We start from the raw sequence: 20,069 nt of genomic DNA, 5'->3' as shown, positions 1-20,069 counted from the left end.
ATGGAAAAAGTGCGGTTGAAATTTCCTAAGAATTTTCAACCGCACTTAATAAATATTGATTGTCCATTAATGGTGTTGTGATTACTCTGCTTGAGTTTCCACGTTTTCAACTGCTTCTGTTGGAGCAGTATGATGATTATTATTGTGATGCGAAACTGAACGAGCAGGTACAACCGTTGAAATTGCGTGTTTATATACCATTTGGTTCACTGTGTTTTTTAATAAAATCACGAATTGATCGAATGATTCAATTTGACCTTGAAGTTTAATTCCGTTTACAAGGTAAATTGATACAGGAATGCGTTCACGACGAAGCGCATTTAAATAAGGATCTTGTAAAGATTGTCCTTTTGCCATTTTGCTATCCTTTGTTGTCGTTATTATGAAATTTGTTGATAGAAACGAGTTGTCTCCGTGTGTAAGTGTAGCAATAAACAGAAATATTGTCTATTTGCTTTCCCGCAACTTTTGCAAAATTGCTTTCATTTGATGATCTAGTGGTGCATTGAAACGTAGTGTTTCGCCATTTTTAGGGTGTTCAAACCGAATTGAAAAAGCGTGCAAAAACAAACGATTTAATCCTAATTCATTCATTTGTTTATCAAAATCTTTATCGCCGTATTTATCATCTAATGCAATAGGATGCCCAGCATATTGTGTATGCACACGAATTTGATGGGTTCGCCCTGTGACTGGTGAAGCCTTCACAAGCGTAGCATTTATATAGCGTTCTTCAATGCTGAAGCGGGTTTCAGATGGTTTTCCTTGCTCGCTGACACGCACAATGCGCTCTCCGCTAGATAATTCATTTTTCAAAAGAGAGGCTTGAATAACTTTTATATGGGATTGCCATTGCCCACGTACTAACGCTAAATAATCTTTTTGAACGGTTTTGACGCGAAGTTGTTCGTGCAAATTGCGTAATGCTGAACGTTTTTTGGCAATTAATAAAATGCCTGATGTATCGCGATCTAAACGATGAACCAGTTCTAAAAAGCGTGCTTCTGGGCGTAATGCTCGTAAGGCTTCAATCACACCAAAATTTAAACCACTTCCGCCATGCACCGCGATTCCTGAGGGTTTATTTAAAATAATCAAGCAATCATCTTCAAACAAAATTTGGTTTTCAAGTGCGGCAACTTTATTGAGATTTTTTGAAATCGGCACATCATTTTTTTCAGCCACACGCACAGGTGGAATGCGTACAACATCGCCTGTTTGCAATTTATATTCTGGTTTAATTCTGCCTTTGTTTACTCGCACTTCGCCTTTACGCACAATGCGATAAATTAAACTTTTGGGTACACCTTTGAGTTTTGCTAATAAATAATTATCAATTCGTTGTCCACTTTCATCTTCACTAATTGTCAGCATTTTTACCGATGAATTAATGATTTTTTCATTTTGTTTTGTCATTTTTTTTCCTTTTGAAAATCGCTGCAAATCATATCATAAAGGCACTATAAACGTAATATGAACGTCACTCTATGAACGCAAATTCGCCTTGCTAATTAATCGTTTTCTATGGATAATAGAGCCTCTTTTTGCGCCTAAGAATTTGCGTAAAAAAGGATAAGTTTTGTTGGTAAAAACTCAATGCAGCAATTGGCATAAGACATTGATAATCAACATTTTTCTTAAAATAAATCAGCCATTTGCAACGCGTGCGGAATATCGCGTTGTTTTATCAAGCAAATATTTATGCTTAATAACGTTATCAATGCACCCAGCAACATACAGTCGTGAGATTGACTGGCGCGAGAAACACGAGGTCGATAACGAAGCAAAGTGCGGTTTATTTTGAGTTTTTTTTAAATATTTAATAAGAGAATTGACAATGAAAAGAATGTTAATCAATGCAACTCAAAAAGAAGAGTTGCGTGTCGCGCTTGTCGATGGACAACGCCTTTTTGACTTGGACATTGAAAGTCCAGGACACGAACAAAAAAAAGCGAATATCTACAAAGGAAAAATTACTCGCGTTGAGCCAAGCTTAGAAGCGGCTTTTGTAGATTATGGTGCAGAACGTCACGGTTTTTTACCTTTAAAAGAAATTGCCCGTGAATATTTTCCTGATGATTATGTTTTTCAAGGTCGTCCGAATATTCGCGATATTTTGACTGAAGGACAGGAAGTTATCGTTCAAGTTAATAAAGAAGAAAGAGGAAACAAAGGTGCAGCCTTAACTACTTTTGTTTCTCTTGCCGGTAGTTATTTGGTGTTTATGCCGAATAATCCACGGGCAGGAGGAATTTCTCGCCGTATTGAGGGCGATGAACGTACTGAACTAAAAGAGGCATTAAGTTCATTAGATGTGCCTGACGGTGTAGGCTTAATCGTCCGTACTGCTGGTGTGGGAAAATCGCCAGAAGAATTACAATGGGATTTAAAAGTATTATTACATCATTGGGAAGCGATCAAACAAGCTTCACAAAGTCGTCCAGCTCCATTTTTAATTCATCAAGAAAGCGATGTGATTGTACGCGCTATTCGCGATTATTTGCGTCGTGATATTGGTGAGATCCTGATTGATAGCCCAAAAATTTTTGAGAAAGCGAAAGAGCATATCAAACTTGTGCGTCCTGATTTCATCAATCGCGTGAAACTTTATCAAGGCGAAGTGCCACTTTTCAGCCACTATCAAATTGAATCTCAAATTGAATCCGCATTCCAACGTGAAGTGCGTTTACCTTCTGGCGGTTCAATCGTTATTGATGTAACTGAAGCATTAACCGCCATTGATATTAACTCCGCACGTTCTACTCGTGGTGGCGATATTGAAGAAACGGCATTAAATACCAACCTTGAAGCGGCAGATGAAATCGCGCGTCAATTACGTTTACGTGACTTAGGTGGTTTAGTTGTTATCGATTTCATTGATATGACACCAATCCGCCATCAACGTGAAGTAGAAAATCGTATTCGTGATGCGGTTCGTCCAGATCGCGCCCGTATTCAAATTAGCCGAATTTCTCGTTTTGGTTTGTTAGAAATGTCACGTCAGCGTTTAAGCCCATCATTGGGCGAATCTTCGCACCATATTTGCCCTCGTTGTCAAGGAACAGGCAAAGTGCGTGATAATGAATCTCTTTCTTTATCTATTTTGCGTTTGCTGGAAGAAGAAGCATTAAAAGAAAACACTAAGCAAGTGCATACCATTGTGCCAGTACAAATTGCCTCTTATCTTCTTAATGAAAAACGCAAAGCAATCAGCAATATTGAAAAGCGTCATAATGTCGATATTATTGTTGCCCCAAATGAAGCAATGGAAACACCGCACTTTAGCGTTTTCCGCTTACGTGATGGCGAAGAAGTAAATGAATTAAGCTATAATTTAGCGAAAATTCACTGTGAGAAAGATGAAAATACTGAAGAATCACTGGTTTCTCGTAATGTGGAAACAACAGCTGTTATTGAACAACCAGCGGTTGAAAGTGCAGTAGTTGCGCTTTCTATTTCAGAAGCAGCCCCAACGCCAGTTGAGCGTAAATCAAATGAACCCTCTTTGTTAGCTAAAATTATTGCGAAGATTAAAGGTTTATTTGCGACTAAATCTGAAGAAAACAAACCGAAAAATAACCGCACTTCGCGCAATCCTAATCGTAATCAACGCCGTTCACAGGATCGTCGTTCTTCTCGTCGTCCACGTTCTGAAAATAACGAAACAGAAAGAACCGAAGAACAGGTTCGTAATGTCCGTGAGCGTAATCAACGCCGTCCGCGCCGTAACTTAGTGGAAGAAAGTATCGCTGAAAGTGCGGTAAATTCTACACCTGTTTTTGAGGCTAAAGAAGAAAGAACTGAGCCTGTCACTCAACGCCGCCAACGCCGTGATTTACGTAAACGCGTGCGCGTTGAAGATAATGAAACAGTTGTTGAAAATAACTTCAGCACGACTGAAAAAATGCCAGAAGTGGATGTAATTACGGTTCAAAATAATGATGAAAAACCCGTTCATCAGAACCAGCGTTCTGAACGTCAAGAGCGTCAGCGTCGTACTCCACGTCATTTACGTGCAGCGAATAATCAGCGTCGTCGCCGTAATCAAGAGCCAAAATCGCCAATGCCATTATTTGCTGCGGTGGTTTCGCCTGAATTGGCAAGTGGCAAGGCTTGGATTGATTATTCAACGGTAAATCTGACAAAAGAAAATCATTTCTTATCTGTGGATGAATTGCTTGAGCAAGAGAAAACTAAAAAAGGGTTTATCACGCCAGCAATGGGAATTATCGTTGAAGAAAAATCCCCTGATGTAAAACCTGCATTAGATTTTATTACTCAACCAGCTAATGAATCGGTACAGAAAAAAGTACAAGAATCTTTAGATCGTTTAAGTTCATATAAACCTCAAGAAGTTGTTGAATCTATTGATCCAGCAATTAATGTAGATGAACCTGAAACGCTCGAGAAAGTATCAAAATTTGTCCGCACTTATGAATTTAATGGACGTTTAGGAACAATTTCTTCAGTGCCCCATACAAAAGCGGAGATGACTTTAGCAAAAGCAAATGATGAAATGCCAGAGGCTTTCCCGATTAGGGCTTGGCAGGATTCTCGTTATTATTTCTATGGAAAAGGCGCGGCAGGACATCATTGTGCAATTAGCCACGTTTATTCTGAACCAACCCGCGCAAAATCAGAATAATCAAAAATAAAAATAGAATTGACGTAACCAACATTACGTCAATTCTTTTTATTTTATAAATACAGTTTGATTGAAAGCATAAAAAACCAATCAGTCAAATTTTAAGGCGGATCAGGAAACATCAGGTTCTAGAAGCATAAAACGCATTGGCTTTGGTTTTATTGGTAGTATTGACTATGACATTACACCGAATATTACCTTAGACTTAGGTTATCGTTATAACGATTGGGGACGTTTAGAAAACGTGCGTTTTAAAACTCATGAAGCCTCTTTCGGTGTGCGTTACCGTTTTCAATTAAACAAATTTAGTTTTCTATTTAAGCGGTCAAATTCTTCTCATTATTTGCAAAATGAGGGAAAAATTTGACCGCTTGTTTTTTCTTGAAAAGAAGCGTAAACTTCATCCAATTTTTAGTCGGGGTGCCGAAAGGCTGAGATGATACCCGTGAACCTGAAACAGTTAGCACTGACGTAGGAAACTAATATGCCACATATTCAACCTTTCTCTATCACGATTTTATCCTGTTTATTTTCCCAATTTTCTACATTTTATTACATCCGCTAATTGCTCACAGTGAATAGCGGGCATTTTTGTTTATTTTATATTCAACACAAGGAATGCTTATGCAATCAATTTATCTCTCCAAAATCCGTGAGCAGAATCCGCTCATTCATAACATTACCAATATTGTGGCAGCGAATTTTAGTGCCAATGGCTTGTTGGCATTAGGAGCTTCGCCTTTGATGTCGGCGAATATCGAAGAAATGCAGGAAGTACCGAAAATCAGTCAAGCATTGGTCATTAATATTGGTACGCTGATTGGTAAAGATCGGGAGGCGATGTTGCAGGCAGGAAAAACAGCAAATGAGGTTGGAATTCCTGTAGTGTTAGATCCTGTTGGTGTGGGGGCAACCAGTTATCGCCGTGAGACCATTCGCCAATTGCTGGCAGAAGTAAAATTCGCACTTATTCGTGGTAATGCAGGTGAACTGGCTGCCATTGCAGGCGAGGCGTGGCAGGCAAAAGGTGTAGATGCAGGGCAGGGCGAAGTGGATTTAAAAGCCGTTGCCGAGAAAGTGGCTCAACGCTATGGCTGTACGGTGTTGATTAGCGGGGTGGTGGATATTGTCAGCGATGGCACACAAACTGCGACCGTTCACAACGGCACGTCATTGTTCCCGAAAGTTACGGCTTCGGGCTGTTTATTGAGTGCCGTGTGTGCTGCATTTTTAGCGGTAAGTGAAGGGAATTATTTTTCTGCGACATTAGAAGCCTGTGTAGCATACACCATTGCAGGCGAGTGTGCGGCGCAAGGCTTAACCACACAAGTGGGACAGTTCCAAATCCGTTTGCTGGACGAGCTTGCTGCACTTTCCCCTGAAACCATTGGACAAAGAGGGCGCATTAATGAGTAATGTGAAACAAGTTTTAACCATCGCAGGGTCAGACAGTGGCGGTGGTGCAGGCATTCAAGCGGATCTTAAAACCTTCCAAATGCGCGGCGTGTTTGGTACATCCGTAATTACAGCTGTTACTGCACAAAACACACTTGGCGTATTTGATATTCACCCTATTCCACTGAAAACAATTCAAGCACAACTGGAAGCGGTCAAAAATGATTTCCAGATTGCAAGTTGCAAAATTGGTATGTTGGGCAATGCAGAAATTATTGAATGCGTCGCAGATTTTCTTGCTGATAAGCCTTTCGGCACGCTGGTGCTAGATCCTGTGATGATCGCCAAAGGCGGCGCCCCGTTATTGCAACAGCAAGCGGTGAGTGCATTAAGCAAAAAATTGCTGCCGTTGGCGGATGTGATTACACCGAACATTCCCGAAGCGGAAGCATTAACGGGGATTGCGATTGTGGACGACATCAGTATTCAACAAGCCGCAAAAGCGTTGCAAAAACAAGGAGCGAAGAATGTGATTATTAAGGGCGGACATTCGCTCAATTCGCAAAGTGAGCTGTGCCAAGATTGGGTTTTACTTGCAGATGGTCGTCATTTTACTTTGCAAAGCCCCCGTTTCAACACGCCGCATACACACGGTACGGGCTGTACCTTTTCTGCCTGTTTAACCGCAGAGTTGGCGAAAGGCGAACCGTTGCAAAGTGCGGTAAAAACAGCGAAAGATTTTATTACCGCAGCGATTTCTCACCCATTGAATATTGGGCAAGGACAGGGGCCGACAAATCATTGGGCTTACAGTCGCCTTTAAGGATTGAAAGATGAAAAATATTCAAAAAATCTTACCGCTTTACTTTGTGGCAGGCACGCAAGATTGCCGTCATTTGGGCGAGAACTTGTCAGAAAATTTATTATTCGTGCTTAAACAAGCGTTAGAAGGCGGAATTACCTGCTTTCAATTTCGGGATAAAGGCAAATTTTCGTTAGAACATACGCCCTCAGCACAGAAGGCATTGGCGATGAGTTGTCGTGATTTGTGCCGTGAATATGGCGTACCGTTTATTGTAGACGACAACGTTGATTTGGCGTTGGAAATCGAGGCGGATGGCATTCACGTTGGGCAAAGCGATATGCCTGTGCAAGAGATTCGAGCTAAAACAGATAAACCGCTAATTATTGGTTGGTCGGTGAATCGTTTAGACGAGGCAAAAATTGGGGAAAATTTAGCGGAAATTGATTATTTTGGAATTGGCCCGATTTTTCCAACTCAATCAAAAGAGAATCCGAAACCAACACTAGGAATGGCGTTTATTCAAACTTTGCGAAATGCGGGGATAACTAAACCGCTTGTGGCAATTGGTGGGGTGAAATTAGCTCACGTTAAAACCTTACGAGAATTTGGGGCGGATGGTGTGGCAGTGATTACTGCAATTACGCACGCCGATAATGTGCAAGCCGCAACAAAAGCATTACGGGAGGCAAGTGATGAATACGCAAAATAGTCTAAAACAGGTCGCGACAGCGACGATGGTCGGCACGGCGATTGAGTATTTCGATAACTACATTTATGCAATGGCAGCGGTATTGGTATTTAACCATCAATTCTTCCATGCCACAGATCCACTTTCAGGGCAGATTGCGGCACTTTCCACTTTAGCACTTACTTTTATTGCTCGTCCTTTGGGGGCAATATTATTCGGGCATTTCGGTGACCGTTTCGGGCGGAAAAATACTTTTGTGATGAGCTTACTGTTGATGGGTGTTTCCACTGTGGTTATCGGTTTGTTGCCAACTTATGACAGCATCGGTATTTGGGCGACAATTTTGCTCTGTTTATGCCGTATTGGGCAAGGTATCGGTTTAGGCGGAGAGTGGGACGGTGCAGCGTTAGTTGCGGTCGAAAATGCTCCAGAAGGTAAACGAGGTTGGTATGGCACTTTCCCACAACTGGGTGCCCCGCTTGGCTTGTTGTTGGCAAATGGCGTATTCTTAGGCATTACGGCGATTTTCGGGCAAGAAGCTATGACTGAATGGGCGTGGCGGATACCGTTTTTATCTTCCATTATCTTAGTGGCAATTGGCTTATATGTTCGCCTAAAACTGACTGAAGCCCCGATTTTCCTCGCTGCACTTAACAAGCCAAAACCTAAACGCTTACCAATGTGGGAAGTTTTCACAACCCATTTCAAGCCGTTTTTCTTGGGGATGTTAATTTGTATTGCAGGCTATGTGCTGTTCTACATTATGATTGCCTTTAGCCAAATTTACGCCAAATCTGCTCCAACGGTTTCGGAAGCAGGCTATGCGATGGGATTGGGATTTTCACCACAAATTTTTACCGCTTTATTGATGGCAAGTGCGGTTTCTTTGGCAATAACGATTGCCGTTTCGGGCAAATATATCGACAAAATTGGTCGCCGTATTTGGCTCATTTGGACAACTGTTGGCGTTGCGATTTTTGGTTTATCCTTGCCGTTATTTCTCGAAAACGGTACAACTACCAGTCTGTTTTGGTTTTTATTCATCGGTATGGGGTTAATTGGAATGGGCTATGGGCCATTAGCGAGTTTTTTACCTGAACTCTTCCCTACTCACGCCCGCTATTCAGGTGCTTCTTTAACCTATAATATTGCAGGCTTATTCGGGGCAAGTGTTGCGGCAATCATTGCCTTACCGCTGAATGCTCACTACGGCTTAAAAGGTGTGGGGATTTATTTAACCCTAAACGCTGTGTTGAGCTTGGTTGGATTATGGTTTATTTCAGAAACGAAAGATAAATTACTATCCTAAGATTTGAGGAATTAAATACAACCTATTAAGCGGTTAAATTTTACATAAAATTCTACTAAGAATTTAACCGCACTTTCCTTTACAAGCCAAATATTTTCTCTACAATACCCCACCTAACGATTTACCTTGTGTAAATCCCTGACCTGAAATCAGACAAAAGAGAATATTATGACAACCCAATTCAAACCAGAATTACTTTCCCCTGCTGGCTCCCTTAAAAATATGCGCTACGCCTTTGCTTATGGTGCAGATGCCGTTTATGCAGGACAACCTCGTTATAGCTTACGTGTACGTAATAATGAATTTAATCACGCTAATTTAAAAATCGGGATCGATGAAGCCCATTCCCTTGGCAAAAAATTCTATGTGGTAGTAAACATTGCACCCCATAATTCTAAACTCAAAACTTTTATTAAAGATTTACAACCCGTGATCGATATGAAACCAGATGCTTTAATTATGTCTGATCCGGGCTTAATTATGTTGGTGCGTGAAAACTTCCCCAATATTGATATTCATCTTTCTGTGCAAGCCAATGCGGTAAACTGGGCAACAGTGAAATTCTGGAAACAAATGGGATTAACTCGTGTGATTTTATCGCGCGAACTTTCAATCGATGAAATTGCTGAAATTCGCCAACAGGTGCCAGATATTGAACTCGAAATTTTTGTACACGGTGCATTATGTATGGCGTATTCTGGTCGTTGTTTGCTTTCTGGCTATATCAACAAACGTGATCCAAACCAAGGCACTTGCACCAATGCTTGCCGTTGGGAATATAAAATGGAAGAGGGTACGACAGATGAAGTAGGCAACATTGTGCCAAAAATCGATCCTGCTCAACAAATTGAAGTGAAAAATGTAGCACCAACCTTAGGCGAGGGTGCAGTAACGGATAAAGTCTTCCTTTATACAGAATCACAAAAGCCTGACGAGCAAATGACGGCGTTTGAAGATGAACACGGTACCTATTTTATGAATTCAAAAGATCTACGTGCCGTACAACATGTGGAAAAATTGACCGCACTTGGTGTGCATTCTTTAAAAATCGAAGGCCGTACAAAATCATTTTATTATTGTGCAAGAACTGCTCAAGTTTACCGCAAAGCCATTGATGATGCAGCCGCAGGCAAACCATTTGATGAAAGCTTAATGGATACGTTAGAATCCCTTGCGCATCGTGGTTATACCGAAGGTTTCTTACGTCGCCATACGCACGATGAATACCAAAACTACGAATATGGCTATTCTATTTCTGATCGTCAGCAATTTGTCGGTGAATTTACGGGCAAACGTAACGAACAAGGTATGGCTGAAGTAGCAGTAAAAAACAAATTCTTACTTGGCGACAATGTAGAAATGATGACACCACAAGGCAATATTAATTTCAAAATTGAAAAAATGCTAAATCGTAAAAATGAAACGGTTGATGCAGCACTAGGTGATGGGCATTTTGTATTCTTAAATGTACCACAAGATATTAACTTAAATTACGCTTTATTAATGCGTAATTTAGTTAATACCAATACAAGAAACCCACATTGCTAGTGTGATATAAAACAGAATTTAAATCATACCTAATTAAACATTACTGTTACTTGGCTTGCGTCGTTTGCCGATATTTTTCGTATCCTTATGACGCAATTTTACTTTTTTCTTCGCCTCTGTTTTTTTCTTTTCTTCACGTTTTTCTTTAATACGTGCCTTTTGTTTTTTGCTGACAGATTTCACTTCACCATCTTTTGGTGGCTTAGTGCGAGGCTCTAAACCCTCTAAAATGCGCGCCTTTAAAATTTCCTCAGTATAGCGTTTGATTTTACCTAGCAACTTGTAATCATGGGCTTCGACAAAAGAGACTGCCGTGCCCTTTTTACCTGCTCGCGCGGTACGTCCAATTCGATGCAAATAAGTATCCGCACTATACGGCAAATCAAAATTCATAACATGGCTTACATCGTCAATATCAATACCACGCGCAGCCACATCCGTTGCAACCAATACCGTCACAATACCTGATTTCAACTTATCAATCGCATTATTACGTTGAGTTTGTGCCATTTCGCCCTCTAAATACGCGGAACGAATGCCTCGTTTACGCAATGTTTCAGAAAGTTCACGCGCATCTTCACGACGGCGAACAAATACAATTCCACGCGTCACTTCTTCAGTTTCAATAAAACGTGCGAGCAATTTGATTTTGTGTTCATTGCTGTCTGCGTGGTAATACCATTGGTTGATTTTTTTTCTCTCTCGACGGCTTGGTTCCGCATCTACTTTCACAGGATCATTCAATAAACGAGCTGCGAAATCGACCAATAGCTCCCCTTCTAAGGTTGCAGAAAATAACAAGGTTTGTTTTCGCCAACGGGTTTCAGCTGCAATTTTTTCCGCATCTTGTCCAAATCCCATTTGTAACATTCTATCGGCTTCGTCAAAAATCAGCATTTCAACGGAACGGCAATCAAAATTTTCTGCCTTAATGTATTGCAATAAACGACCGGGCGTTGCCACCACCAAATCTTGATTGGTATTGAACACATCACCGTGATTTTGATACGCCACGCCACCTGTAATTGTCGCAATATTTAAATGGGTGAACTGCGCTAATTCTTCCGCTTGTTCTGCCACTTGCATTGCTAGTTCACGGGTTGGTGTTAATACCAAAATACGCGGCGGGCCTGGTTTACGACGCGGATAATCCAATAAATGTTGTAGCGCAGGTAATAAAAAAGCAGCAGTTTTCCCCGTTCCCGTTGGTGCCGAGCCTAATACATCACGCTCTTCCATTGCGGCAGGAATGGCTTCCATCTGAATAGCTGTTGGGCGAGAATAACTTTTTTTCTCAAGCGCCTTTAAAAGTTCGGGAGAAAGATCAAATTGTTCAAATTGGGATAAATTCATTATTGTGCGGTTCTTTGTTAAAATTAGTGGGGATTATACCTGAAAGTGCGGTCAATTTACGAAAAATTTATGAGCGGATTTACCTTTAAACAATTCCATATCAATCAAAATTCTTGTGCCATGAAAGTCGGTACAGATGGCATTTTGTTAGGTGCTTGGACTGATGTAAAACATTGTAAAAATATTTTAGATATGGGGAGCGGCACAGGATTATTGGCTTTAATGTTGGCACAACGAACTGAAGAAAACTGCCAAATTCAAGCGGTTGAATTGGATCCCATTGCAGCAAAACAAGCGCAAGAAAACATCAATAATTCAGTGTGGAAAAACCGCATCCAACTTATTCAAACGGATATACAACATTTTCTACAAACCACTGAACAAACCTTTGATTTAATTGTGGCAAATCCACCTTATTTTGAACAAGGTATCGCTTGTAAAAATGAGGAAAGAGAATTGGCTCGTTATACCAAGCAAAGCCACTTAAATTGGTTAGAATGGGCAGCCACGCGCTTATCTGAAAATGGGAGAATAAGTTTTGTTTTGCCTTATGATGCAGGCAAAACGCTTATAAAATCCACCGCACTTTTTTGCATAAAACAAACGAATGTCATCACTAAAATAGGAAAAACGCCCCAGAGAATGTTGCTTACCTTTGCCAAACAACCCGAAGTTTTAATGCAAGATCAATTGGTAATTTATGATGCGGATAATCAATACACTGAAGCGTTTATTGAATTGACTAAAGACTTTTATTTGAAATTTTAAAGGGGAAATCGTTTCCCCTTTAATCATACACTATCTAAAATACCACTTCGCTAACAACACACCCGCATTCACTGCAATGTTTAAGCCTGATTTAATTGGACTTGCGAGCGTTAAACGCACTTGTGTATCTTCTGGCGTCGCTAAACTTTCCGTAGAACTTTCACTTAGCACAAAAACCACTTTATTTTTTAACCGCACTTTATCCAATGGGTCGCCTTGTTTATTGTGCGATACGTGAATAATTTGATAGCCTGATTTACGCAAGTGCATCAAAGCCGAATCAATATCATCCGTTTCTAACACACGAATATATTCTGCGCCACCTTCTGCTACACGCATAGAGGCTCCCGAATACAGATTTTCCACATTATCGGCGACAATATTTTTCACGCCAAAATAAGCACAAGTACGCAATACACCTCCGATATTTTGTGCATTATTCACGTTGTCCAATAGCACTAAACAATCTTCTTTATGAGGAATATCCAAATACCCTTGCAACGTGAAAGCACGCGGTTTCTTCACCAATAAGCAAATGCCACCGTGATGTTCTGTTCCGCTCACTCGGGCTAATTCTTCACTATCTACAACGTGATAAGCCTTCTTGTTTTCGGCTAAATAACTCAATACCTCGCCAATTTTGTGTGACATTTGCACGGTTGCCCACAATCGAACAATACTTTCAGGACGCTCTGCAAATAAAGCTAAACAGGCATTTTCACCGTAAACCTTCATTTCTTCCGCACGGTTTTTCTTAATTTTTTCAGGCGCACGAGGAGAAAGCGCACCAGTTTTCTTTTCTTTCGTTTTATAAACCGTACCCGTACTTTTTATTGTCACTTGAACCTTAGGTTGTTCTGTATTTTTATTTGATGGTGCGCGAGATAAAGAAAGTTGCTTAATTCTAGTTTCTTTCACTTCTTGTTTATCACGAGGAAAACGAGATTTTTCGTTTCTATTTCCATTAAATTTATCATTAAAGTGCGGTCGATTTTGGCTTGGTTTTTCTCTGTATTTTTCACCTACTGAGCGTTCTTGAAAGGTTTTGCCTGCGGATTGAAAAGACGGTTTGCGTTTGTCGTTCATAGGGTTTCCCTGAGTAAAAATGGCTGTTTTTTAGCCAAAAAATGCTAAAATTTGTGAGCATTATAACGAAAAAAAGCCTTTTTTCTATTAATAAGCACGTGAAATATTGTAAACTAACGCACTAGTCTTTAATCACGAGATGGATTATGTTAATCAATAAAACCAAACGAGCTGAACAAAATTTAAATAATTTGCCATTCCTTGCTTTGCAAGCTGAGCAAATTGAATTTTTGGGTAGCTCGGCTGAATTTAAAACTCAAATTATTGAATTAATCAGAAACGCAAAAAAACGTATTTATGTCACCGCACTTTATTGGCAAAAAGACGAAGCGGGACAGGAAATTCTCGATGAAATTTATCGCGTGAAGCAAGAAAATCCACACTTGGATGTAAAAATTCTCATAGATTGGCATCGTGCACAACGCAATTTATTAGGGGCGGAAAAATCTGCCACTAATGCAGACTGGTATTGCGAGCAACGCCAAACTTATCAGTTACCTGATGATCCGAATATGTTCTTTGGCGTGCCAATTAATACGCGAGAAGTTTTTGGTGTATTGCATGTCAAAGGCTTTGTATTTGATGATACGGTGCTTTATAGCGGTGCAAGTATTAATAATGTCTATCTTCATCAATTTGAAAAATATCGTTACGACCGCTATCAAAAAATCACTCATGCCGAATTAGCTGATTCAATGGTAAATTTCATCAATGATTACTTGTTAGATTTCAGTGCAGTTTATCCACTTGATGTGACCAACCGCCCTCGTACTAAAGAGATCCGCGGTAATATTCGAGCTTATCGTAAAGACCTTGCTCAAAATGGAGAATATTCATTAAAAAGTGCGGTGAAATTACCGAATGTTTTAAGCGTATCGCCACTGTTTGGCTTAGGCGCATCGGGCAACGAATTAAATCAAGTAATTGAAGATTTATTCTTACAAGTACAAGAAAAATTGGTGATTTGTACGCCATATTTTAATTTCCCACGCACATTGCAACATAAAATAGCAACATTATTGGAAAGCGGTAAACAAGTAGAAATTATTGTTGGCGATAAAGTCGCAAACGATTTTTACATTCCACCAGAACAACCATTCAAAATGGCGGGGGCATTACCTTATCTTTATGAAAGTAATCTTCGCCGTTTCTGTGAAAAATTTGAGACTCAAATTGAAAATGGTCAGCTTGTGGTGCGTTTATGGCGTGATGGCGATAATACCTACCACTTAAAAGGTGTGTGGGTAGATGACCGTTATATTTTATTGACGGGCAATAATCTTAACCCTCGAGCATGGCGTTTGGATGCAGAAAATGGCTTATTAATTTACGATCCACAACAACAGCTTTTAGCCCAAGTGGAAAAAGAGCAAAACCAAATTCGCCAACATACAAAAGTATTAAAACATTACTCTGAATTAGAAGAATTGAATCAATACCCAGAACCAGTGCAAAAACTTTTGAAAAAATTTGCACGAATTAAAGCAGATAAATTGGTGAAAATGATTTTGTAATTATAAGAAAAGTTTTATGTTTTTTTCTTAAATTCGCTTCCAGTATTAATCTGATAAATTTTGTGGCAATCGTTCTAAAATGGCTTTCCAATAGGTTGAAGAACGTAAATTATGTTTACGGATGCAATCCACTACTGCATCTGCATTTCCCTCAAGACAAATTTGTTGCATTTCTAAATAAAATTGCTTTGTTAATTCACGGTGTTTTTTTTCTTTAAAAAATAACAACCCTATTCGCTGATAAACGCCTTTTAAACTATTGAAAATTAAACGATAAAAGGGTTTGTTGGCAACAACAGTAAATTGACGAAATAATTGGTAATCAAATTCTGTGTAATCTTGTGCTGTGTTTTGTAATTGCTCTAATTCAGCAAAAAGTGCGGTTGATTTTTGAGGGGAATTTTTTACTGCTTCATAAATGTAAGATTCCGACATTTTACTACGTAAAGAGAGCATATTATCAATAATTAAGGGCGCGGACTGCATATCCAAAGCAATTAGGGTTTCAATAATATTCGGCCCTGCAGCATCCCAAATATTATTTACTTTGGTGGGTTTGCCGTGCTGAATTGTTAGCCAACCATCACGAGCCAAACGTTGTAAAACTTCACGTAGGGTGGTGCGAGTTACACCAATCTTATCGGCTAAATCACGTTCTGATGGCAAATTACTGCCCGAAGGAAAAACATCTTGCCAAATACTCTTTACAATATATTCCTCTGCTAAAGCTGCTGGACTTTGGGCTTTTAAAATGTCGTTATTGTTTTGCATTACAATTAAAAATCAGATAAAAATCAAAAAAAATGCAATTTTATAAAAAAATTACTTGGTTTTTATTATCCTTTAAAGGGGGATATATTACAATGTTCGCGTGATAAAAATAATGGAGTTCACTATGACAAACATTCAGGCTTTTATGAAAAACTTTCTTGGGGCAAGTCCAGAATGGTACAAACTTGCCATTGTGGTTTTTCTTATTATAAATCCAATTGTTTTCTTTTTTATTAGTCCTTTTATTGCGGGTTGGTTACTCGTTGCAGAATTTATTTTCACATTGGCAATGGCATTAAAATGCTACCCTCTTCAACCGGGTGGTCTATTAGCAATTGAAGCTATTATTATTGGAATGACAAATGCCAAACACGTCAAAGCAGAAATTATGGCAAACTTTGAAGTGATCTTGCTACTGATATTTATGGTGGCAGGTATTTTCTTTATGAAACAATTACTGCTTTATGTATTTACTAAATTACTTGTCAAAATTCGTTCTAAAATTGCACTTTCTATTGCCTTTTGTTTTAGTGCTGCTTTTTTATCGGCTTTTCTCGATGCTTTAACGGTTGTTGCTGTTATCATTAGTGTCGCAATGGGATTTTATGGTGTGTATCACAAAGTTGCATCAGGCAATAATTTAATTGATGTGGTTGATATTTCAGACGATAGAAAAATTATTGAACAACAGCACGAAATCTTAGAAAAATTCCGTGCATTCTTACGTAGTTTAATGATGCATGCGGGTGTAGGAACTGCACTCGGTGGTGTAATGACCGTTGTTGGAGAACCACAAAACTTAATTATTGCAGAACAAGCAAAATGGAACTTTATGGAATTTTTCCTCCGTATGGCACCCGTGACTATTCCTGTGTTTATCTGCGGATTACTCACTTGTTTCTTGGTCGAAAAATTCAAATTATTTGGTTATGGCGAGAAATTACCAGACGAAGTGTGGAAAATCTTATCAGATTTAGATCGTACTAATTCAGAAAAAATGTCTAAACAAGATAAAATTAAATTAGGTATGCAAGCGTTAATCGCAATTTGGTTAATTGTTGGATTAGCATTCCATCTTGCCGCAGTCGGTTTAATTGGTTTAAGTATCATCATTTTTGCTACATCTTTCACTGGTGTGACGGATGAACATACTATCGGTAAAGCCTTTCAGGAATCTTTACCCTTTACTGCATTGCTCGTTGTATTCTTTTCTGTTGTTGCAGTAATTATTGATCAAAAACTTTTTTCACCAATTATTCACTTCGTTCTTTCTGCGGAAGAAAATACACAACTTGCTTTATTCTATGTGTTTAATGGCTTGCTTTCTTCTATTTCTGATAATGTATTTGTTGCAACGGTTTATATTAATGAAGCTAAAGCTGCACTGACTAATGGAGTAATTGCACCGCATCAATTTGAATTGCTTTCTGTTGCCATTAATACAGGTACAAACTTACCATCAGTTGCAACACCAAATGGACAAGCTGCTTTCTTATTCTTATTGACTTCATCAATTTCGCCATTAATTCGCCTTTCTTATGGCAGAATGGTTTATATGGCTTTACCTTACACGATTGTACTTTCAATCATTGGTTTACTGGCTATTGAATTTATTTTACCAGCTGCCACAATTTGGTTAGCAAGTTTAGGTTTAATTTTGCCAATTTAAGGAGAAAAAATGCTCGCGCTATTAAAACAATTTTCCGAAAAACGTTTTGTGTGGTTTTTATTGGCTTTTTCAAGTTTAGCCTTAGAATCCACCGCACTTTACTTCCAATATGGAATGGGCTTACAACCTTGTGTGCTCTGTGTTTATGAACGTTTAGCAATGATTGGCTTATTTGTAGCGGGCATTATCGCGTTACTTCAACCTCGCGCTTTCATACTTCGATTAATCGCCTTGGCTTTAGGTTTATTCAGCAGTATTAAGGGCTTATTGATTTCATTTCGTCATCTTGATTTGCAAATGAATCCAGCTCCTTGGAAACAATGTGAGTTTATTCCAAATTTTCCCGAGACTTTACCATTTCATCAATGGTTTCCATTTATATTTAACCCGACTGGCTCTTGTAATGAAAGCCAATGGTCATTATTTGGTTTAACGATGGTGCAATGGCTAGTGGTTATTTTTTCACTATATGTGGTTATTCTCACATTATTGTTAATCGCACAAGTGATTAAAACACGGAAACAAAGAAGATTATTTAACTAAAAAAATACGGTGAAATTTCACCGTATTTTTTATTACATTAAAATCAACCGCGCTTTATTCAACGGTAACTGATTTTGCTAAGTTACGAGGTTGATCTACATCAGTGCCTTTAATTAAAGCCACATAATAAGAAAGTAATTGCATTGGAATGGTATAAAAAATCGGTGCAACAATATCATTGACTTTTGGCATCGTGATGATTTTCATTCCTTCACTTGGCGTAAATCCTGCTTCTTTATCGGCAAATACATATAATTGACCGCCACGAGCTCGCACTTCCTCAATGTTCGATTTTACTTTTTCTAATAATTCATTATTTGGTGCAACAACAATCACTGGCATATCAGCATCAATTAACGCTAATGGCCCGTGTTTCAATTCTCCTGCCGCATAGGCCTCAGCGTGAATATAAGAAATCTCTTTCAATTTCAAAGAAGCCTCTACCGCAATTGGATAAAACGCACCACGGCCTAAGAAAAGCGCATGATGTTTTTCAGCAAAATCCTCTGCTAAAGCTTCAATTTCTGTATCAAAGGCTAACGCTTTTTCAATTTCAGTAGGTAAAGATTGCATTGCTTTAATAATTTTACGTTCTTTTTCTACAGAAATATGCCCTTTAACTTTACCAAGTGCCGTTACCAGCATTAATAATGCAGCGAGCTGTGTCGTAAATGCTTTTGTCGATGCGACCCCAACTTCAACACCAGCACGCGTCATAAATGCAAGATCTGATTCGCGTACGAGCGAAGATCCAGCAACATTACAAATTGTTAATGCTGCCATGTAGCCCTTTTCTTTCGCTAAACGAAGTGCGGCTAAAGTATCGGCTGTTTCGCCAGATTGAGAAAGGGTAATCAATAAGCTATTTGGACGGGTAACAAATTTGCGATAACGAAACTCTGATGCAATTTCAACATCACAGCTCACTCCAGCTAAAGATTCAAACCAATAACGTGCCACCATACCTGCATTATAAGATGTACCACAAGCAACAATTTGAATATGCTCAACTTTTTCTAAAATGCCTTTTGCACCATTACCGATTGAATCAACAATCACATTTTCGTGATTAATACGCCCTTCCATTGTATTAATAAGTGCGGTTGGCTGTTCGTAAATTTCTTTCTGCATAAAATGACGGAATTTGCCTTTCTCTGCCGCGTCATTTTCAAGATTAGACTCGTGAATTTCACGTTTAGCCTTATTACCGTGAGTATCATAAATATCAACTGTACGACGTGTAATTTCTGCAATATCTCCTTCTTCTAAAAAGATAAAACGGCGGGTAACACTTAAAAGTGCAAGTTGATCTGAAGCTAAGAAATTTTCACCGATACCTAAGCCAATCACAAGTGGACTACCAGAACGAGCTGCCACTAAATGTTCAGGATGACGGCTGTCCATTACCACCATACCATATGCGCCCGTGAGTTGTTTTACCGATTTCTGCACAGCCTCTAAAAGGGAATCCGTGCTACGCATTTCCCATTCAACTAAATGCGCGATCACTTCAGTATCTGTTTGCGATAAAAAGACATAACCACGAGATTTTAATAATTTGCGAAGTTCTTCGTGATTTTCAATAATACCGTTATGTACTACAGCAAAAGTACCTGATGAATGCGGATGCGCATTAGTTTCTGATGGTTCACCGTGAGTTGCCCAGCGAGTATGTGCAATTCCCGTTCCACCAATTAATGGTTTTTCTGATACGGCTTCATCTAAAGCTTTAACTTTGCCTAAACAACGAATACGTTGTAATTCATTTTGTTTATTGATTACTGCAACACCAGCTGAATCATAACCACGATATTCTAAACGATGTAAACCATTAATTAAGATTTCCGCTACATCTCGTTGCGCTACTGCACCGACAATACCACACATAAGTTTTCCTTATTTATTCTATTACTAAGTTTGTTTTTACATTTGCCACGCGTTTACACAATAAAAAAACCCTGCGCAATCGACAGGG

17 protein-coding genes, 1 pseudogene and 1 riboswitch are annotated in these 20,069 nt (G+C 39.1%); of the genes and pseudogenes, 11 read left to right on the top strand and 7 right to left on the bottom strand.

Features of this window, described 5'->3' with window-relative positions; genetic code table 11:
* Positions 1 to 81: 81 nt before the first annotated feature.
* From hfq to HMPREF2813_RS09945, 3 genes are all read right to left on the bottom strand, one after another.
* On the bottom strand, positions 82 to 357 hold the full coding sequence (gene hfq, locus HMPREF2813_RS01960) for an RNA chaperone Hfq (protein ID WP_005693756.1): 276 nt from the start codon (positions 355 to 357) through the stop codon (positions 82 to 84).
* A gap of 90 nt (positions 358 to 447) precedes the next feature.
* Positions 448 to 1,416: a 23S rRNA pseudouridine(955/2504/2580) synthase RluC gene (gene rluC / locus HMPREF2813_RS01955; protein ID WP_038440601.1), complete on the bottom strand. Its 969-nt coding sequence runs from the start codon at positions 1,414 to 1,416 to the stop codon at positions 448 to 450.
* Positions 1,417 to 1,637: 221 nt separating this feature from the next.
* On the bottom strand, positions 1,638 to 1,787 hold the full coding sequence (locus tag HMPREF2813_RS09945) for a hypothetical protein (RefSeq protein WP_153232580.1): 150 nt from the start codon (positions 1,785 to 1,787) through the stop codon (positions 1,638 to 1,640).
* A gap of 50 nt (positions 1,788 to 1,837) precedes the next feature.
* Between HMPREF2813_RS09945 and rne the strand changes: the two genes are divergently transcribed.
* The 7 genes and pseudogenes from rne to yegQ all read left to right on the top strand — a co-directional run bounded on the left by rne (position 1,838) and on the right by yegQ (position 10,390).
* Positions 1,838 to 4,645 (top strand): ribonuclease E, encoded by a 2,808-nt coding sequence (rne, locus tag HMPREF2813_RS01950; protein WP_048946923.1) that lies wholly within the window; start codon positions 1,838 to 1,840, stop codon positions 4,643 to 4,645.
* A gap of 100 nt (positions 4,646 to 4,745) precedes the next feature.
* Positions 4,746 to 5,012: pseudogene (locus tag HMPREF2813_RS09495) on the top strand (opacity family porin); the annotation flags it as partial.
* A 39-nt stretch (positions 5,013 to 5,051) separates the two neighbouring features.
* A riboswitch (TPP riboswitch) is annotated at positions 5,052 to 5,140 on the top strand.
* A gap of 129 nt (positions 5,141 to 5,269) precedes the next feature.
* Positions 5,270 to 6,061 carry a hydroxyethylthiazole kinase gene (gene thiM, locus HMPREF2813_RS01945; protein WP_005656428.1) on the top strand — a complete coding sequence of 264 codons (792 nt, stop codon included), beginning with the start codon at positions 5,270 to 5,272 and terminating at the stop codon, positions 6,059 to 6,061.
* Positions 6,054 to 6,863 carry a bifunctional hydroxymethylpyrimidine kinase/phosphomethylpyrimidine kinase gene (thiD, locus tag HMPREF2813_RS01940; protein ID WP_014550422.1) on the top strand — a complete coding sequence of 270 codons (810 nt, stop codon included), beginning with the start codon at positions 6,054 to 6,056 and terminating at the stop codon, positions 6,861 to 6,863. Before thiM ends, thiD begins: the two co-directional genes overlap by 8 nt.
* Before the next feature lie 10 nt (positions 6,864 to 6,873).
* A complete protein-coding gene (thiE, locus tag HMPREF2813_RS01935) occupies positions 6,874 to 7,554 on the top strand; it encodes a thiamine phosphate synthase (RefSeq protein WP_005669209.1) in 681 nt (226 codons plus the stop codon).
* Positions 7,538 to 8,842: an MFS transporter gene (locus HMPREF2813_RS01930; protein ID WP_041174598.1), complete on the top strand. Its 1,305-nt coding sequence runs from the start codon at positions 7,538 to 7,540 to the stop codon at positions 8,840 to 8,842. The genes thiE and HMPREF2813_RS01930 overlap by 17 nt, the downstream gene beginning before the upstream one ends.
* Positions 8,843 to 9,010: 168 nt before the next feature.
* The gene (gene yegQ / locus HMPREF2813_RS01925) at positions 9,011 to 10,390 is read left to right on the top strand and encodes a prephenate-dependent tRNA uridine(34) hydroxylase TrhP (RefSeq protein ID WP_005656437.1); all 1,380 of its coding nucleotides are present in this window, start codon (positions 9,011 to 9,013) and stop codon (positions 10,388 to 10,390) included.
* Between the two features lie 33 nt (positions 10,391 to 10,423).
* Here the strand turns inward: yegQ and srmB are convergent, their stop codons facing one another.
* Positions 10,424 to 11,743, bottom strand: a complete 1,320-nt coding sequence (gene srmB, locus HMPREF2813_RS01920) for an ATP-dependent RNA helicase SrmB (protein ID WP_014550420.1) — start codon at positions 11,741 to 11,743, stop codon at positions 10,424 to 10,426.
* Between the two features lie 69 nt (positions 11,744 to 11,812).
* On the opposite strand from srmB, the gene HMPREF2813_RS01915 reads away from it, so the two are divergent.
* Positions 11,813 to 12,511 (top strand): tRNA1(Val) (adenine(37)-N6)-methyltransferase, encoded by a 699-nt coding sequence (locus HMPREF2813_RS01915; protein WP_041174597.1) that lies wholly within the window; start codon positions 11,813 to 11,815, stop codon positions 12,509 to 12,511.
* Between the two features lie 30 nt (positions 12,512 to 12,541).
* On the opposite strand, the gene HMPREF2813_RS01910 is transcribed toward HMPREF2813_RS01915, so the two are convergent.
* Positions 12,542 to 13,597, bottom strand: coding sequence for a tRNA/rRNA methyltransferase (locus HMPREF2813_RS01910; protein ID WP_005686886.1), 1,056 nt, complete (start codon positions 13,595 to 13,597; stop codon positions 12,542 to 12,544).
* A 146-nt stretch (positions 13,598 to 13,743) separates the two neighbouring features.
* Here HMPREF2813_RS01910 and pssA point away from each other — a divergent pair, with 146 nt between their 5' ends.
* Entirely contained in the window at positions 13,744 to 15,111 is a 1,368-nt protein-coding gene (pssA, locus tag HMPREF2813_RS01905; protein ID WP_005686888.1) for a CDP-diacylglycerol--serine O-phosphatidyltransferase, read from the top strand.
* Between the two features lie 45 nt (positions 15,112 to 15,156).
* Here the strand turns inward: pssA and fadR are convergent, their stop codons facing one another.
* On the bottom strand, positions 15,157 to 15,882 hold the full coding sequence (gene fadR / locus HMPREF2813_RS01900; protein ID WP_005659812.1) for a fatty acid metabolism transcriptional regulator FadR: 726 nt from the start codon (positions 15,880 to 15,882) through the stop codon (positions 15,157 to 15,159).
* A gap of 124 nt (positions 15,883 to 16,006) precedes the next feature.
* Here fadR and nhaB point away from each other — a divergent pair, with 124 nt between their 5' ends.
* Together nhaB and dsbB are read left to right on the top strand one after the other, a co-directional pair.
* On the top strand, positions 16,007 to 17,551 hold the full coding sequence (gene nhaB / locus HMPREF2813_RS01895) for a Na(+)/H(+) antiporter NhaB (RefSeq protein ID WP_005662599.1): 1,545 nt from the start codon (positions 16,007 to 16,009) through the stop codon (positions 17,549 to 17,551).
* A 9-nt stretch (positions 17,552 to 17,560) separates the two neighbouring features.
* Positions 17,561 to 18,094: a disulfide bond formation protein DsbB gene (gene dsbB / locus HMPREF2813_RS01890; RefSeq protein ID WP_005649288.1), complete on the top strand. Its 534-nt coding sequence runs from the start codon at positions 17,561 to 17,563 to the stop codon at positions 18,092 to 18,094.
* 54 nt (positions 18,095 to 18,148) lie between these two features.
* Here dsbB and glmS read toward each other — a convergent pair whose 3' ends face one another.
* Positions 18,149 to 19,981 carry a glutamine--fructose-6-phosphate transaminase (isomerizing) gene (gene glmS / locus HMPREF2813_RS01885; protein WP_014550418.1) on the bottom strand — a complete coding sequence of 611 codons (1,833 nt, stop codon included), beginning with the start codon at positions 19,979 to 19,981 and terminating at the stop codon, positions 18,149 to 18,151.
* Between the last annotated feature and the right edge of the window lie 88 nt (positions 19,982 to 20,069).

This window comes from Haemophilus sp. HMSC066A11, assembly GCF_001811665.1.
In the GTDB taxonomy this organism is placed as follows: Bacteria; Pseudomonadota; Gammaproteobacteria; order Enterobacterales; family Pasteurellaceae; genus Haemophilus; species Haemophilus influenzae.
Note: the sequence above shows the minus strand (reverse complement) of the source record. Positions and strands in the feature narration are given on the sequence as shown.

What these genes read in the sequence shown, in the direction of transcription:
- HMPREF2813_RS01910 (WP_005686886.1), bottom strand. Translation starts at nt 13,597, where the DNA reads ATGAACGACAAACGCAAACCGTCTTTTCAATCCGCAGGCAAAACCTTT.
- yegQ (WP_005656437.1), top strand. Translation starts at nt 9,011, where the DNA reads ATGACAACCCAATTCAAACCAGAATTACTTTCCCCTGCTGGCTCCCTT.
- rne (WP_048946923.1), top strand. Translation starts at nt 1,838, where the DNA reads ATGAAAAGAATGTTAATCAATGCAACTCAAAAAGAAGAGTTGCGTGTC.
- pssA (WP_005686888.1), top strand. Translation starts at nt 13,744, where the DNA reads ATGTTAATCAATAAAACCAAACGAGCTGAACAAAATTTAAATAATTTG.
- thiD (WP_014550422.1), top strand. Translation starts at nt 6,054, where the DNA reads ATGAGTAATGTGAAACAAGTTTTAACCATCGCAGGGTCAGACAGTGGC.
- thiM (WP_005656428.1), top strand. Translation starts at nt 5,270, where the DNA reads ATGCAATCAATTTATCTCTCCAAAATCCGTGAGCAGAATCCGCTCATT.
- HMPREF2813_RS01915 (WP_041174597.1), top strand. Translation starts at nt 11,813, where the DNA reads ATGAGCGGATTTACCTTTAAACAATTCCATATCAATCAAAATTCTTGT.
- hfq (WP_005693756.1), bottom strand. Translation starts at nt 357, where the DNA reads ATGGCAAAAGGACAATCTTTACAAGATCCTTATTTAAATGCGCTTCGT.
- thiE (WP_005669209.1), top strand. Translation starts at nt 6,874, where the DNA reads ATGAAAAATATTCAAAAAATCTTACCGCTTTACTTTGTGGCAGGCACG.
- glmS (WP_014550418.1), bottom strand. Translation starts at nt 19,981, where the DNA reads ATGTGTGGTATTGTCGGTGCAGTAGCGCAACGAGATGTAGCGGAAATC.
- dsbB (WP_005649288.1), top strand. Translation starts at nt 17,561, where the DNA reads ATGCTCGCGCTATTAAAACAATTTTCCGAAAAACGTTTTGTGTGGTTT.
- HMPREF2813_RS01930 (WP_041174598.1), top strand. Translation starts at nt 7,538, where the DNA reads ATGAATACGCAAAATAGTCTAAAACAGGTCGCGACAGCGACGATGGTC.
- nhaB (WP_005662599.1), top strand. Translation starts at nt 16,007, where the DNA reads ATGACAAACATTCAGGCTTTTATGAAAAACTTTCTTGGGGCAAGTCCA.
- fadR (WP_005659812.1), bottom strand. Translation starts at nt 15,882, where the DNA reads ATGCAAAACAATAACGACATTTTAAAAGCCCAAAGTCCAGCAGCTTTA.
- rluC (WP_038440601.1), bottom strand. Translation starts at nt 1,416, where the DNA reads ATGACAAAACAAAATGAAAAAATCATTAATTCATCGGTAAAAATGCTG.
- srmB (WP_014550420.1), bottom strand. Translation starts at nt 11,743, where the DNA reads ATGAATTTATCCCAATTTGAACAATTTGATCTTTCTCCCGAACTTTTA.